Here is a 15,604-nt window from a genome sequence, read left to right as displayed (position 1 = left end):
ACAAGAAGGTCGAACTTTAGCGAACAGTGGTTTACATGATGCGTGTCGAGCTAAAACTTTTTTTTCAATTAATGGAACGGGTTATCACTTAATTTAGCGTTTCAGTTTTACCACGCGTTAAAATTTCAGCGAACAGATTTTTGATTCGCTGCAAATCCGCTGCAACAAGAGAGGATCCTGACGGTAAACATAACCCTTCGTTGAACAGCGATTCGCTTACTCTCCCACCATAAACGGGAAATTCCTTGAAAATTGGTTGAAGATGCATGGGTTTCCATAACGGACGACTTTCTATATTTTCCTTTTCAAGGCCAAGCCGGATATCTTCACGGGAAACGCCCCCCACTTTGGCTGAATCGATAACTATAGTAGTTAGCCAGCGATTGGAAAATGCACTTAGCACTTCTGGTTGAAATGCAACCCCTGATATAAGACCGATAGCAGCCTTATAGAAATCAAAGTTTGCCCTCCGTTGGCGAACGCGTTCGTCAATTACTTTAAGTTGCCCCAAACCGATACCTGCTGAGATATTACTAAGCCGATAATTATACCCAACTTCAGAATGCTGATAATGCGGAGCAGCATCCCTTGCTTGAGTGGCAAGAAATCTCGCTTTTTTTATCCAATTTTCATTTTCTGAAACCATAGCGCCACCGCTAGAGGTAGTGATAATCTTATTTCCATTGAAAGAATATATACCTATGTCACCAAACGTACCCGCCTTTTTTCCCTCGTAGGTTGAACCCAGCGCTTCGGCAGCGTCTTCGACAATAGGAATTTCATATTTACGCGATACGGACACGAGTTCGTTGATTTTAGCAGGCATCCCATAGAGATGCACTAAAACAATTGCCTTTGGTTTTCTTCCTTTTTTTATGCGATCCACTATTGCTTCTTCCAACAATTCTGGATCCATATTCCAAGTTTCAGGCTCAGAGTCAATAAAAACAGGAGTAGCACCTACATACATAATTGGATTGCAAGAGCCTGAGAAAGTGAAGGTGGAACAGATTACTTCGTCACCAGATTTAACACCTAAAATAATTAATGCTAAATGAATTGCAGCGGTTCCAGAAGACAAGGCAGCGCAGTGAGCAATACCATTGTATTCGGCTAATCTCTTTTCGAAAGCATCAATGTGGGGCCCTGCTGGCGAGACCCAATTAGCATCAAATGCTTGCTGGATAAAACCAAGTTCTTCTCCGCCCATGTGTGGTGGAGACAAATAGATGCGTTTGTCCATTTTTGTTAAATAATTCGTGAGAAATATACGGCAGATATCATCCGATATTTAATGTTCGGTTAAAGTGACTTCAATCATTAACAACGAAGCCTTTTTTGCAAATAGTAATCAATACAAGACTGGTGGTAACGAAGCGCTTTCATTTTCGAAATAAGCAAATCCAAATCATACACCAAACTTATAAATTGAACAGTATCAGCCTCTGTATCATACACGGCATAATTAATTACATTTATTTCGCTTCGATTCTGGCCTACACTTCCTACATTAATAATTTGGTAATTGTCGGCAGATCGATCAAATTGATGGTGCGAATGACCAATAAAATACTTTCCTGAAATCTCAATCTTTGAATCTGGGAAGATATATGAATCATTAATTGTATGCTGAAATCGATATCCGTTAAATTCATAGTGCGCTATGTAACCTGAAATTTGTTGCGCCCGATCAAACTGAGAAAAACAAGTGTCAAAGAACCGGATAACTAACTCATTCAAGCCTGGATATTTTCCCGTCAAAAAGTATTCCTCGTGGTTTCCCATCAATCTTACACTCGGCAATGATTCTAACAAATCTACGCATTCATTTCCCCACGGACCATAGTTTACAACATCTCCCAAAGAAATGTACAAGCCCACATCATGCTCATTCATAAGCATTTTTTCAAATGCTGGGAGGTTTCCATGTATATCGCTAAATACTACTATTCGCATCTTTCAACATCATCGATAACTCGCGACTTAACAGTTCTTGAAAGGTCAGGTCAAATCTTTTTATTGATTCTTGTTTACTATTATTTATCCTGAAATCCTTTCGATAATAGAAAGGACTTGTAATAGTCGGTGCCATATCATCGATGACAGAGTCAACTGATTTATTTAGAAGAGAGCAATACATTTTAAGCAATTCAATTTCATTGAAACACTCCGGTATGCAGCAATTAAAAATTCCTTGACAACGCAATTTTATAGCAGCCTCAAGAAATAGCGCGGCCTCCTTCGAAAATATAAAATTAGAAACACCCGATTTTGCATTAAACGAATTTTTTTTACCGGACCTAATCAATTCAATGAAATAGTTTGTTCTTCCTGTATTATCATTCTCCCCAAGGATGATAGGAAAACGAATCAATGAATAGTTTTCATAGTTCTTTGCTACAGACGATTCCATACTTCTCTTACCAATAAAATAATCAATTTGAGGTCTGTCGAAAGGGCTTCCTTCGTATAAGTTGGGATCAAAAGATGACTCATCGTAAATACCGTCTATTTCCAATTCAAGCGGGTTTCCATAAACGTATGTACTTGAGATAACCACCAAAAAAGGATTATGTCTTTGTTGCAAATTTATCGCCTTAATAAGCTTATCTGCATCCGGTGAAGAATAGCTTAGGAAATCAACGATCACATCGTATTTTTTTGATGCCAATAGGTCATTGAGGTCTTTTTCATTTTTACGATCAAAGTAGAAATAGTCAGAATTAAATGTTGGTCGCTTACGAGAAGCAATTTTTACATCAAAATCACTGTGATCTAACCGCTTAACAAATTCGGCACCCAAAAATTTAGTTCCGCCTAAAATTAACAAACTGGCTTTCACTTTCTGATTTCATTCTTAAATGGAAAGTATAATGCATTAGGCTCAGCAAGCACATTGCTTTCTTTGAATGTTCTGACTTGATCCATGGGTACGATTACATCAGACCATGTTCTAAAAATTGCTATATCTTTCTTTGAGGCCTTGTGCGTTACTAGCGTTCGATTTTCAATGTAATCAAGTGCCATTTCTATTTCATTCACGCCAATGGCCGTTCGCAGGGGGGTTGTTCCACTAAAGCGTGAATTGATTTCAAAAATAACGGGCACTCCATTCTTTATACGATATTGAAAATTAATTGGACCATACACACCCGGTAGTGCTTTTGAAACTTTTTCTAATAGGCTCTCATGCTCCTTGCTATCATATGAATACGCCCTGAATGTATTCCCTTCCCTCAAATCACGTTTAAAAATCACGCACGAGTAACATACTTTGTTATAAGTCATAGTCCCGGCAGTAAACTCACCCACGCCATCTTCTAAAAATTCTTGGATAATGTAATTTTTATGTTTCAGAACCAAGTCTAAATCCGCACGAGATTTAAGTTTCATTACTCCAGCAGAGCGGGCTCCTGTTCGAGGCTTTGCAATTAGTGGAAAACCTACACTCACAATTAGATCTTCAACTGCATCAATATCTGTCGACCGTGCAGTTGCCGGATAAGGAAACCCATTTACCTTCAAAAATTCAACTGTATCCCACTTATCGTCACCAATTTTAATTACCTCTGGCTCTGAAACCACGGTAACCGCATTTAACAAAGTTTTGGCCTGACTTATTTTTAACAATTCAGGATCTGTCCCAATAAACACAACATTAATCTCATGGCGTTCAATTATTTCGGCCAGCCTATTTATGTAGTTATCATCTAGAGCCAATGGAATCAAAACAGCCATATCACCTAGCCAATGCCCCACAGCTCTGTAATCTGGGTCGGCCGTAATAATTTTAAAATTACTCGATTTTATCTCTCTCAGTGACCTAAGAATCCCATGTCCAACAAGAGAACCCGCGCCAGTAACTAAAATATTCATTTAACCTTTTGTTTTATGTAATCGGAAAACTTTGGCATTGTCGGTTGATCCGCTGGGCTAACACCTTCTGATTTTAGAACTTTAATCACGGTAAGAATTAAAATTTGAAAATCAACAGCAAAAGATATTTTTCGACAATACTCCACATCAAGTTCTAACCTTCTCTCCCATGTTGTTAAATTTCTTCCATTTACCTGGGCTAATCCTGTTATTCCGGGCAATACGGCATGTCTGTTTTTTTGAATCTCATTGTAGTAGGGTAAATATTCTGGCAAAAGTGGACGCGGACCAATCAACGACATGTCTTGCTTGATAACGTTTATAAGTTGCGGTAGTTCATCTAAAGATGATCTTCGGATTAGTTTGCCAAGTTTTGTTAGCCTCTTTTCATCAGACAGAAGGTCACCACGCTCGTCACGTCTTTCGTTCATTGTCTTAAACTTATATAAATTAAAAACGCGTAGATTTTTACCTACCCTTGATTGAACAAAAAATACCTCACCGTTATTAGAAATGGCCAGCAGCATCACCAAACCAAGAATTAATGGAAGTGCTAAAATCAATAACAAAATGCAAAAAGCAACATCCATCACTGGCTTAAAAAATCGAGCATACATAATCTACTTTATCAATTGCCTTAATGCGTCATCGAAGCGATCAATGGCCGCTTCCTTTTCGAAAGTTGTTGCATAAAGTAACTTTGCAGCCTCTCCTTTCGTACTAAATTCTTCAACTGGGCAGCCCACAATTTTTACAAAACACTCGCACAATTCGTCTACGTTTTCTGGTTCGAACGTCCATCCACAATTTGAGTTCTTCACCATTCGTTCAACTTCTCCCCCTACTCCCGACAGGATGGGCTTGCCCATTGAGCAATATGTTTGGAATTTGCCGGGGACTGTAATTTTAAACAGAGGCGAGTTCTTTAGGTGTACCAGCAATACGTCAGCCGCCAATAGGTAGCTCTTCACCTGATTTGGAGGAACAAGATCCCAGAAATAAACGTTTTCGATGTTCTTATTTTCACATCTACTGGCTAGCTCATCTCGTTCAGTGCCCATACCTAAGAAATACAATCCCAAGGTATCTTTGGGATAGCCAAGTTGTTGAAACCTCTCAAATGCATCGACAACAGCGTTTAAGCTTTGGGCTTTACCCATGGTACCCGCAAATAGAATTGTAGTCCTTTCTTTGAATCTATCGGTGACGGACTCGTCAATTAGGCCATCGCCTGTGTCGATAGCCCAATTGTGGATGACGGACATCTTCGCAGGGGAAACTCCTCGTTCAACTAGCTGCGCGAAGAATCCTTCCGTGATCACAGAAAGATGATTCACAGATTTATAGACAACCTTCATATAACCCCCGATAGCACGAGACACCCAATTTTCACTCATCACACCCGAATGAAATAGTGTGTCGGGCCACATATCTTGAATGTCGTAAGTTGCTGGTATACGATAAATTGTCTTAAAAAATAGTACCGGTATCGATACGGTTGCGGGTGGGTGATATGCCATTATCACGGCTGGCCGTCTAACTACAAAAATACCAATTAGGCACGCACTAATGCTGAAACTAAGATACGTGATCATCCGCTTGACAATACTCTTGTCCTTACTTGGGAATGAAGGAACACGCAAAATTTCTACTCCGTTAAGGGTATCTCTTTGAAACAATTTTGTTTTATACCCTGGAAAGACGCGGCCATGCGGATAACTGGGAAAACTTGTCAGCACTTGTACCTCATATCCTCTTTTTACCAGCCCCTCAGTTAGTGATTGCCAACGGACAGAGGGCTGTTCTGGATCGTAGTATTGCGAAATGTAAAGTATTTTTGCAGCCATGCTATTTACTCCATACCACACGATTCACATAATCGGTATACGACAAAATAATCCTCACTACTTTATCAGAAACGTTTGGCATGCTGTAGTCTGCAACATATCTAAAGTTCAATCCTCCCTTCGCCTCGCTTTCCAACTGCAGCAGTGCCTGACTTATGCGTTCTTTATTGAGACCAACCATCATCACCGCGCTCTCCTCCATCGCTTCTGGTCGTTCATGAGCTTCTCGAATATTCAAAGCGGCAAATTTTAGTATAGAAGATTCTTCCGATATTGTTCCACTGTCTGACAACACAACTTTCGCATACTTTTGCAACTTTACGTAATCGAAAAAACCAATGGGTTTGAGTAGTCTTACATTGGAATGAAATACAGTCTTTTTGTATTCAATCATTTTTCGGGTTCTTGGATGAGTGGAAACGATGACAGGGCAATCATTCTGCTCCGCTACCATGTTTAGGATGTCCACCAAGCGCTCAAAGTTATCCGAATTAATATTTTCCTCGCGGTGAGCCGAAGCAACGATGTATGCCCTCGGTTGAAGGTTTAACTCTTCTAGTGCGCTGGCTGCTTCAATCTGTTTGCTGAAAAAACTTAATACTTCAAACATTGGTGAGCCGGTTTTAACAATCCTGTCGGCTGGCAGGCCCTCCCGAAGAAGATACTCTCGTGCGATGTCGCTGTATGGTAGGTTTACGTCCGCTATATGGTCAACAATTTTCCTGTTCGTTTCTTCGGGAACCCGTTGGTCAAAACATCGATTTCCAGCCTCCATATGAAACACTGGAATTTTGCGCTTCTTTGCAGGCAATGCACCCAAACAACTATTTGTATCTCCAAGAACCAAAAAAGCATCGGGCTTCTCCTTGTCTAATACCTGATCAATTTTAATAAGAATATTTCCAATTGTCGAGGACGCATTTTCACCCGCTGCCTCTAAGAAATAGTCGGGCTTGCGCAATTGTAAGTCTTTAAAAAAGATTTCGTTCAACTCGTAGTCATAGTTTTGCCCAGTGTGAACCAAGATATGTTGAATGGCTTCCGTTTGATCGAGTTTGTGAATAACCCTACACAATCGAATTATCTCGGGCCGTGTGCCCACCACAGTAACAACTTTGAATTTTCTCATAATTAAACAGTCAACAAATAAGTATCAGGGTCAGCTGGGTTATACGGCTCGTTGATCCAGAAAATCGTAAATAATTCATCCGAGCCTATGTTTGTTATGTTGTGGGTATACCAAATAGGCATATCCACATAAGAAGGATTTTCGCCATCTAATTCGTAACTGATCACTTCTTCTGTATTAATTCTTCTAAGTTCAATCTTCGCCTTGCCTTTAACAACTGCAAAGCGCTCGGCCTTGCGTGTATGAAAATGATTTCCTCTGGTAATTCCCGGAAGGGTTACGGAGAAAGACGTCTGACCTGAAGATTGGGTTCTGGCGAGTTCAACAAAACTGCCACGCTGATCAGTATTTTTCTTGAATTTTACCGGATAATGATTGCTTGGTATGTAACATCGGAACGTATTAAACAGATCGCGGTGGAAGTTGTCACTCAGCGAAGGAATCACACCATTTTCGAGGTAATTAAGTTGAAAGTATTTTAAAATTTTTAAAACCTCTGACACTCGAATCGACTTATTACATGGAATTCGATGTGAAACGATTGATTCATATTCACCTGATACCGGATTTTTTATTATTTCATGAATGGCTTGGATGAGATCATTGACATACAAGAGACTTACTTCTTTGTCTTCAATAATTGACGGCTCCTCCTTGTGGGTCAATTTATGACAAAACGTAGCTACCACCGAATTGTAAAATGGCTTTCCAAAGGGGCCGAAAACATTTGGAATGGTTAGCAGCGTAACTTTTGATTTGTTTTTTTTTGCCCACGTAGTTAAAAGTCTGTTTCCTTCTAGTTTTGACGCTCCGTAGCTGTTTTGCAACATTTCTTGCGTGGAAGATGAAAAAATGATATGCGGCCGACTGTTAATGGCTTCACAGGCTGTCACCAGCTGTTGAACAAGTAAGACATTAATGCGATACAGTTCATCTTGATTTTCATGCCGATTAACTGCCGCCAAATGAACTATTACCTCACACTGATCTGCAAATTGCTGAAGTTTTGATTCACTTGAAAAAAAATCTTTATCAAATGGAATCAACTCTATTTCACTTTGTATCCCGAGGTAGTTAAATAAGTGGGATCCAACGAATCCACTCTGCCCAGTGATTCCGACCCTTATCTTAGTCATTGAGTAATTCTTGAATGATGGGCAATTTCTTCAGCAATAGTATCATTTCCTCTACCGATAGCTGCTGCGTATTGTGCGAATGGTAGTCCTCTATTTTGGACATGTCTTTTTCGCCTTCTGAAAAATATTGGTTGTAATTTAAGTCCCTATTGTCTGCCGGAATTCTGAAATAGTGACCTAAATCAATTGCTTTAACCTTCTCCTCCCTTGTTAAAAGGGACTCATACAATTTTTCTCCGTGCCTGGTGCCAATCACCTGGATAGGTGTTTTCACCCGAAGCAATTCCTGAATAGCTTTTGCCAATGTTTCAATGGTGGCAGCCGGTGCTTTCTGAACAAATATATCGCCAGGTTCTCCATTATTAAACGCAAACAAAACCAGATCAACTGCATCCTCTAACGTCATCATAAAACGCGTCATAGCCGGATCTGTAATCGTAAGTGGTTTTCCTTGTTTAATCAAATCTAAGAATAACGGAATAACGGAACCACGCGAGGCCATTACATTACCATAACGAATTCCACAAAGTGTGCTGACAGCTGAATTTCTCGATCTTGCAATCATCACCTTTTCCATCATGGCTTTGGATATGCCCATCGCATTAATAGGATATACCGCCTTATCGGTGCTGAGTACTACAACCCTTTCAACATTAGCTGCGATGGCTGCCTCCAACACATTTTCGGTGCCAAGTACATTTGTTTTAACGGCCTCCATCGGAAAGAATTCACAGGAAGGTACTTGCTTCAATGCCGCTGCATGAAAAATGTAGTCAACACCAATGGTGGCATTCGAAATAGAACGATGGTCGCGAACATCTCCTATGTAAAACTTCACCTTTGCGTTATTTATCTTTTTCCGCAGATCGTCTTGTTTTTTCTCGTCTCGGCTAAAAACCCGAATTTCTTTAATGTCGGAGTTTACAAAGCGATCTAATACCGCGTTTCCGAAGGAACCCGTTCCCCCTGTGATTAAAAGTGTTTTATCTTTCATACGTACGTAAAGTATCTGTTCGTTCGATGGGCATCAAATTTACTTATGATTTGCTAAATAATGAGATGTAATCAGTAGCCATTTGTTCATCGTAAAAATAATCCTGTGCCCTTTGCCTGGCTCCCTTTTTCCATTTTATGAAATCCTCGTTATTCATTTGAAGAAAAAAAAGAATTTTCTTTTTAACCTCAGCCGGATCTAACGCTACATCAAAACCAGCAAAACTATTTTCAAGATTCTTCCAAGGAGTTTTATCTGAGGTGATAACAGGACGGCTGGCCATAAAAGACTCTAAAATAGAATGACCAAAATTTTCACCCAACGTTGGAAAGAAAAACAAGTGGTATCGCTGAATACATGGAATTACTTCTTTGGAGTCGAGTGCGTCTTTTATCTCAATGTTAGATTTTGAAATAGCATTCAACTCCTTCATACACTCATCAAGGTATTCTTTTTGTTCGGGGAAACCATAGATGTGGAACGTTATTGCTTGGTTATTGAGTTCCTTGATTAATCTAATCGCCCAATGAATGTTCTTTACTTGATTGATTCTAGCAATAAGGCAAATTCGCAATTCATTGGCATTCTTATCAATCTCTACTTCACGTACATTTTGCAAATCCGAAAGAGGTCGCAAATCCATCGCCACATGTGTCCGCCTGCCTTTTAAAGTGTTGAGTATATCGCGTTCTTCAAAGTACGAACTGGCTTGGTAGGTGATGTTTCCTGATTCAACAAAAAGTTTGTAAAAATACAGGTACACCACCTTCTTAAAGTTACTCTTTAAGAGGGCACTTGGTGCCAATTCTCCGCGAGGCGCAAGGATTACTTTAAACCTGTCTCTGAAAAGTATTTTGAGGATCACCAGCGGCAAAACAGAGTACCAAGCGGAGAAAAGGCTGTTTATGTAAATGAAATCTGGCTTAAAGGTTTTAACGATCTCTTTAAAATAGAATCTAGACTTGGGTGACGAATAAAAGACTTTATATCCATTAACCTCCGACCATGTGTCAATTAAAACGGATTTATATTGAACATCACTTTTGAAATCCCTATCAGAGGTTAAGACGCTAATCTCAAAGGTGTCTGATAGTCTCTCGGCAAATCCAAGTGCAGAAACCACCGGCCCCCCAGCCTTAATCGAGGGTGGAAAGTGCTCAAAAAGGGCAAGTATTTTTGGCTTTTGAAGAGTCATAGCTGATTCGTCAATTCTCATCATCCGCAAATAAGCATCTACTCACAACAAAAGTATATCAATTAGGGCTTCGCGTGAAGGCTACTACACTTCCATACCTGTCAATTTGTGTAAATCTGTGATTTTTAATCAATAGGTCTATCATGTCATCCACAGAGTATTCAATTCCTTCATAAACAACTCGATGCAATTCTATGATAATCATTTTACATCTTTCCAATACCTTAGCACTACCCAAAATAAATGAAATTTCCGACCCTTCAATATCTGAAATTAAAACAAAGTCATCCAGTTTTTCTTGTCGTATTAAATCGGATAGCTGCACACCTTCAACAATAGAAGCTTTATCACTGATCTTGGTAGGACTTATGCTACCTGATACCGTATCTCTACCCGGATTAAACCAAAAATTTGTAACAATTGATGTTACTGCCTTATTCAAGATCTTTGCATTTTTCACTCCGTTTAAACTCAAATTCCCCTCAATCAAAGGGATTAATTCCGGGTTAGACTCTACTAGTAACAACCGAGAAGCATTTTTTAACTTAAAGCACACAGATGCAACGACACCGATACTTGCTCCCAATTCCAGAATGTTACTACCTTCCGGCACATATTTTCTTATAAAACGCAATTCTGCACTTTCATAAAAGCCCCAAAAGAATTGAGCCTTAGTAGAATTTAAAATTAGTGGGGAATTATTGATTTTTATTTTAGGTATTCTTATTGACGAAATATAATTAGGAAAAATACGGCTAATAATCGACCCTAATAAAGGCGAATTCAAAAGGTTCGCAACAACTAACTTTAAAGACATTTGTTTACATTCTAAAATTTCGTAATGCAACCCGTTTGCAAAACCTGAATAATTTCGATAGTGCCTGATGCTGCCACTTTCCTGTTACTTTTTTAGATGATACAAAAAACCGACAAACTTTACTTCTTTTTCATTATTGATGCAATTGCATTTTTAGTGGCGAAAAATCGCAGATGCACTTATTAAAGGATTTTTTTTACTAATTCTAAGTAAAGAATTTGATCATGCATTCAGGTTGAATAGGTTATTTGGCGACTTAGCATTGATTGAACTCCGTTTAAGGAAATACATGATGTGTTCGAGCTTCCAATCGAAAACTATATGGTCTCGCCTAATACAAAGTTCGGTGTTGGTTATTTTGGTAGAGTTGTTTACATGGCTTCCGCGTTCGGCCGAGGCACAAGAATAAAAGCCTGCCTCGAAACAAACCGACCTTCCCATCTCATTGAAATCGGCAAACTTGCCATAGGGGAAAGCAAAATGTTTAACATCGCCACACCGATGCTTAAGGATAGAAAAACTTTTACCGAGGTCTTCTTTAACGTTCTCAACTGTGGATTTTGCAATGCGAAGGTGATCCATCGAATGGGATCCAATTTCATGACCCATTTTCAACATCGTGTCAACATCATTCCAGGTCAAAAATTCAACGGGTGAGAAATGAAGTATTTTATCGCAATATTCACTAATTTTCTTTTTATCCGTTTCACCTATTATGGAGGGATTCACGAAAAAACATGCAGAAACTCCAAATTCTTGCAAAATAGTTGCGGCAGCCAAATTGGTCTTAAACCCATCGTCTGAACTCAGCACTAAATAGGGCTTATCAATTTCACTATTCAAAATTTTTTGAATCGCATCGCTATAGCTGATGAATTGAAAGTGTTTTTGAAGAAAAGTTAACAATTTGCGAAAACTTGCTTCTTCATCTTTAAACACGTGATGAAATAGAAGAAATTGAACCCTCGGTTTCATCATAATAGATGCTGTGTCTTTCAAATCGTACCATCCAGACAACCAATTTAATGTCCAGTTTCTAAGCACTGATCTGTAGTTTCCAATACCTCCTGAATCTTTGTAATTCTCAATAAAGTTTAATTTAGTCACTTCTTTTAGGGTGTTTTTATGTTGTTATGGCGCTGCTACTACCTCGTTCGCTATAATTCCTATGTCATCTGCCGAGTTCGTTCTTGTCTGAAAGGTGGATTCTCTGCTAAGAGGTGAAAACATATCAAATTGCGAAAGCCGATTTAGTTAATTGATAATTAAAAATTAATTAAATACAGGTGTACCTTTTTTTTAGTTTTTTACGCAATCTTAATTAAATTTTAGTATTTAAAAAACGAGAATGATTCAAACGTAGAAATTTACTTGATAACAGGTGTGCCGCTAAACTATACGCTCGGTTTTCTGGCAATAATTGATATTGATACCGGGTAATCCGCATCTAAATAGTCTAATTCCTCCACTTTCAATTCTTCTACCGCTATGCCCTTAATGAAACAAATGGCGCTCAACGAGTTGCCGTACACTTGAACGGTTACGTTCGCTTCTCCGAAAACATTCTTAAATGCGCGCTCAATTCCTTGTGGATAAAATCCCCAAAAATGACCCCAGCGAACAACATCGTAAGGAGAAATTCGCGAAATGCAAGCCACCGTGGCAAGCATTACACCTCCTGGACGAAGCAGATAGTATGAACCCTCAATCGCTTTTTGAAAATCGAAAATAAAGTTGAGTACTTGCGTTGCGATAAAACAATCAAACTTATTTTGCGGAAGGGTATCTAGTTTTGTTAAATCTGCCACCAGCGTAGCGTTCATCCGTTTCTCCACATGCAGCACATCGGCAGACTCAACTCCTGTACCAAACTGCTTTATATATCTTGTTTCTCCCACCTCTAACACTTTTCCTTTTATAAGATGCTTATTGGCGCCCAGAAATTTCTCGATGTAAAATCGATCGATTGGCTTACCTCTTTCAATCCCAAATGACCTTGAAACGGGTTTCACGTCTCGCAAGTCATGCCATTGAAGCCTTGAAAGTTTTGTGTACTTAAGAAAATAGAAAAAAAGCGTCTTAGTCAGTTTTACAATCATTTTTTTTTTGGAATTATAAAAAGGCAAACTAAAATAACTTATTTAGTTGATCGATATTGAACTGATAAGTCCATTCTTCCGCTGTTTGTCTTGCTGCTGTTTTAAACTGAAGCACTTGTTCATGAGGTAATTGTAGAAACTTCTCTATTAACATACTTAGTTGATATACATCATTATCATGGAATACAAATCCATTCACACCTTCCTTTACACGTTCCAGTACTGATCCTGCCCCATCAGAGCCAATAACCGGCAATCCACACGCCATCGCTTCCAGCACAGTATTAGGAAAAGGATCGAAATGGGAAGGGTGTACGTAAAAGTAACCTTGCTGGTAATAGCTCAACATTTGGTTAGGCTCTTGCCAGCCAATTAACTGTACAAAATCTTTCAGATTATTTTTCTCAATCAATTTTACTAGTTCACCTTCATCTGGCCCCGAACCGATGATCAAAAACTTAAATGCCAACATCGGATTTCGGTCTCTGATCTTTTTTATCGCATGTAAACTTACATCAAATCCTTTATGCGAATTCACGAGTCTTCCAACGGTGATAATAGTTGGTACTGGCGCCACATCGAAGTAAGTGGAAGGCTTAAAAAAATCGATATCTGTTGCAAACGGAAAATTTACCGTGTTCACATTTTCTCCATGTATGGCCTTAAAATTGTGCTCTCCTATTTTACCTGTAACTAAAACACCCGTTAAATTCCGAACGATGATGGGTACAACAAGTAAATGGTAAAGCCTTCTAAAGAATGATCTTTTCTTGTTGACGTTGGGCGTGTCGCAAAGAATAAAATAAGGGCGATTTGTTAAAATAAAAAAAAAAGCAGAAAAAACAGTGAGCGCATGATCCCAGCCAACTAGAACCCGCAAGTCGTAATGATCTGCTTTGATCTTATTGATGATGGCACGTCTTGCTTTTTTGTCGTCCCATGAAATGATCTTTGTTTCATCAGCGTACGTCCATGGATGAGATGCCAACTTCTGACGAAGGTAAATGATTTCCATCTCAAAACATTTTCCCATTTTATCCAAAAGAAAATCATGATATGGAGTTTGGTGCCAAGTAACCCAAAGAATTCTTTTTTTCAATTTTCAGTCTTTAATGTTAACAATCTCTTTTTTCTGCAAAATAGTTGCATCCGACCAATTTTCAAAAAACGGCTGTAAAGGGATAAGGGTTAGAATGTAAGGTATTTTTCACCCTCCCTTTGCCCGTGGTTTCAAAAATAGAAACGTTGAAGTAGCCATGATCAAGATCCTTAAATCAAGCAGGAAGCGGCCAAACTGCCTGAATAAATTCCTACCCTTGCAGCGCGCCCACGTTCCTGTTTAGCCACACTGAAAAACAACTCATTTCTTCCCGATCGTGATACCTACCATTCAATTTACAAACCCGTTAATCCAATCTACCAATTGTTTTTTTACCAATTCATTGTTTTTGTATTCGCGCAAAAAAGAATCGGTTTTTGTTTTTATAACCTCAGCCTCGGCTTCGCTCATGGTGCTTAACAGCACCAGTGCGTTTTTTAAGGTATCCAACTCATTGGATTGATAGAAATAAAGAACCTCTTTATAATACGGTGCCAGACCAGGTGTAATCGTACTGATGATCATTTTCCCGAAGGGTAAAAATTCCAATATCTTAGATGGAAAGTTAGCTTCGCCTCCCACCACCTCCTCGGGCCTGGGGTTGATAAAGGCATCCACTTCATTGCACACTTGGTTAAGTTCTGCTTCAGATAAAAAACCAAGTTGCTTAATTTTAGGATTCCCGGAGATCAGTTTCAACGTTGTTGGCGGTATTCTTCCGCAAAGAACCAATTCAAGATTTTCCGAATTGATTTCATTGAAGCAATGGATGAAATGATCGATGCCCGTGTATTGTGTATAGCTTCCAAAATACAAAATTTGCCGGGGCTTGTTTAGTCGATGAGGCCGCGTTGACTGTAATTCAACAATACCATCTAAATGAAACCTATTGGTGGTGTTTTCATGATTTAAAAAATTGAAATAAGATAAAAAAATAAATGCGTCTGCCCTGCCCTCTGGCGCTCTGTCTGCATTAATATTCAGCCAAATTATCTTCTTTCCTGCCCTCTTCGCCAACCAAACAGCCCACCGAATACTTGCGACCGCATTATAAGAAACAACTATTGCATTTTTGTTACACTTCCATTTTATAAGTGAAAAAAACAAGGCAAAAGCATACCAAATGTCTCTTACTATGAATAAATTGATATACGAAACGCTGGTGAAGCGGATATCTGAAAATGGATTTTTTCTTTGTTTTTCAACCCAGAATCTACCTCTTGGAAACATGGCTTCGTTGGGAAATGAAAATATTGAAAAGAAAAACGAATCGCTGATCAGGTTGACAACCTTTTTCTGCCACCGACTTGCAGCCGGGCTGCCGAATGGAAAGTCCTTTTCTTCGGTACCCTCTATAATTGGACCAATCCAAAAAATTTCTCTCATCGCATTAACATTACAGGTGCATTATT

The 15,604-nt window shown here is 39.0% G+C and carries 15 protein-coding genes; all 15 read right to left on the bottom strand.

All coding sequences use genetic code 11. The features are described from left to right. Positions 1 to 88 precede the first annotated feature (88 nt). The 15 genes from KA713_20675 to KA713_20605 all read right to left on the bottom strand — a co-directional run bounded on the left by KA713_20675 (position 89) and on the right by KA713_20605 (position 15,578). Positions 89 to 1,243 carry an aminotransferase class I/II-fold pyridoxal phosphate-dependent enzyme gene (locus KA713_20675; GenBank protein UXE66819.1) on the bottom strand — a complete coding sequence of 385 codons (1,155 nt, stop codon included), beginning with the start codon at positions 1,241 to 1,243 and terminating at the stop codon, positions 89 to 91. 77 nt (positions 1,244 to 1,320) lie between these two features. Next, the gene (locus tag KA713_20670) at positions 1,321 to 1,956 is read right to left on the bottom strand and encodes a metallophosphoesterase (GenBank protein UXE66818.1); all 636 of its coding nucleotides are present in this window, start codon (positions 1,954 to 1,956) and stop codon (positions 1,321 to 1,323) included. Beyond that, the gene (locus KA713_20665; protein UXE66817.1) at positions 1,937 to 2,842 is read right to left on the bottom strand and encodes an NAD-dependent epimerase/dehydratase family protein; all 906 of its coding nucleotides are present in this window, start codon (positions 2,840 to 2,842) and stop codon (positions 1,937 to 1,939) included. The genes KA713_20670 and KA713_20665 overlap by 20 nt, the downstream gene beginning before the upstream one ends. Next, complete coding sequence (locus KA713_20660) at positions 2,839 to 3,876, bottom strand: ATP-grasp domain-containing protein (protein UXE66816.1); 1,038 nt, start codon at positions 3,874 to 3,876, stop codon at positions 2,839 to 2,841. The genes KA713_20665 and KA713_20660 overlap by 4 nt, the downstream gene beginning before the upstream one ends. Further along, positions 3,873 to 4,493 (bottom strand): sugar transferase, encoded by a 621-nt coding sequence (locus KA713_20655; protein UXE66815.1) that lies wholly within the window; start codon positions 4,491 to 4,493, stop codon positions 3,873 to 3,875. Before KA713_20655 ends, KA713_20660 begins: the two co-directional genes overlap by 4 nt. A 3-nt stretch (positions 4,494 to 4,496) precedes the next feature. After that, entirely contained in the window at positions 4,497 to 5,723 is a 1,227-nt protein-coding gene (locus KA713_20650; GenBank protein UXE66814.1) for a glycosyltransferase family 4 protein, read from the bottom strand. A 1-nt stretch (position 5,724) separates the two neighbouring features. Then, on the bottom strand, positions 5,725 to 6,852 hold the full coding sequence (gene wecB, locus KA713_20645; protein ID UXE66813.1) for a UDP-N-acetylglucosamine 2-epimerase (non-hydrolyzing): 1,128 nt from the start codon (positions 6,850 to 6,852) through the stop codon (positions 5,725 to 5,727). A 2-nt stretch (positions 6,853 to 6,854) separates the two neighbouring features. Beyond that, positions 6,855 to 7,988, bottom strand: coding sequence for an NAD-dependent epimerase/dehydratase family protein (locus tag KA713_20640; protein UXE66812.1), 1,134 nt, complete (start codon positions 7,986 to 7,988; stop codon positions 6,855 to 6,857). Continuing rightward, on the bottom strand, positions 7,981 to 8,982 hold the full coding sequence (locus tag KA713_20635; GenBank protein UXE66811.1) for a polysaccharide biosynthesis protein: 1,002 nt from the start codon (positions 8,980 to 8,982) through the stop codon (positions 7,981 to 7,983). Before KA713_20635 ends, KA713_20640 begins: the two co-directional genes overlap by 8 nt. A 43-nt stretch (positions 8,983 to 9,025) precedes the next feature. Then, positions 9,026 to 10,177, bottom strand: a complete 1,152-nt coding sequence (locus tag KA713_20630; protein UXE66810.1) for a glycosyltransferase — start codon at positions 10,175 to 10,177, stop codon at positions 9,026 to 9,028. Positions 10,178 to 10,235: 58 nt separating this feature from the next. Continuing rightward, positions 10,236 to 10,994 carry an FkbM family methyltransferase gene (locus KA713_20625; GenBank protein ID UXE66809.1) on the bottom strand — a complete coding sequence of 253 codons (759 nt, stop codon included), beginning with the start codon at positions 10,992 to 10,994 and terminating at the stop codon, positions 10,236 to 10,238. 222 nt (positions 10,995 to 11,216) lie between these two features. Next, positions 11,217 to 12,101, bottom strand: coding sequence for a polysaccharide deacetylase family protein (locus KA713_20620; protein ID UXE66808.1), 885 nt, complete (start codon positions 12,099 to 12,101; stop codon positions 11,217 to 11,219). 287 nt (positions 12,102 to 12,388) lie between these two features. Further along, entirely contained in the window at positions 12,389 to 13,093 is a 705-nt protein-coding gene (locus KA713_20615; GenBank protein UXE66807.1) for a methyltransferase domain-containing protein, read from the bottom strand. Positions 13,094 to 13,121: 28 nt separating this feature from the next. Then, complete coding sequence (locus KA713_20610) at positions 13,122 to 14,192, bottom strand: glycosyltransferase (GenBank protein ID UXE66806.1); 1,071 nt, start codon at positions 14,190 to 14,192, stop codon at positions 13,122 to 13,124. 291 nt (positions 14,193 to 14,483) lie between these two features. Next, entirely contained in the window at positions 14,484 to 15,578 is a 1,095-nt protein-coding gene (locus KA713_20605; GenBank protein ID UXE66805.1) for a glycosyltransferase, read from the bottom strand. Positions 15,579 to 15,604: the final 26 nt, after the last annotated feature.

The organism is Chryseotalea sp. WA131a (assembly GCA_025370075.1).
Taxonomy (GTDB): Bacteria; Bacteroidota; Bacteroidia; order Cytophagales; family Cyclobacteriaceae; genus ELB16-189.
The sequence above is the reverse complement of the archived record's forward strand: the minus strand, read 5'-3'. Positions and strand labels throughout refer to the sequence as shown.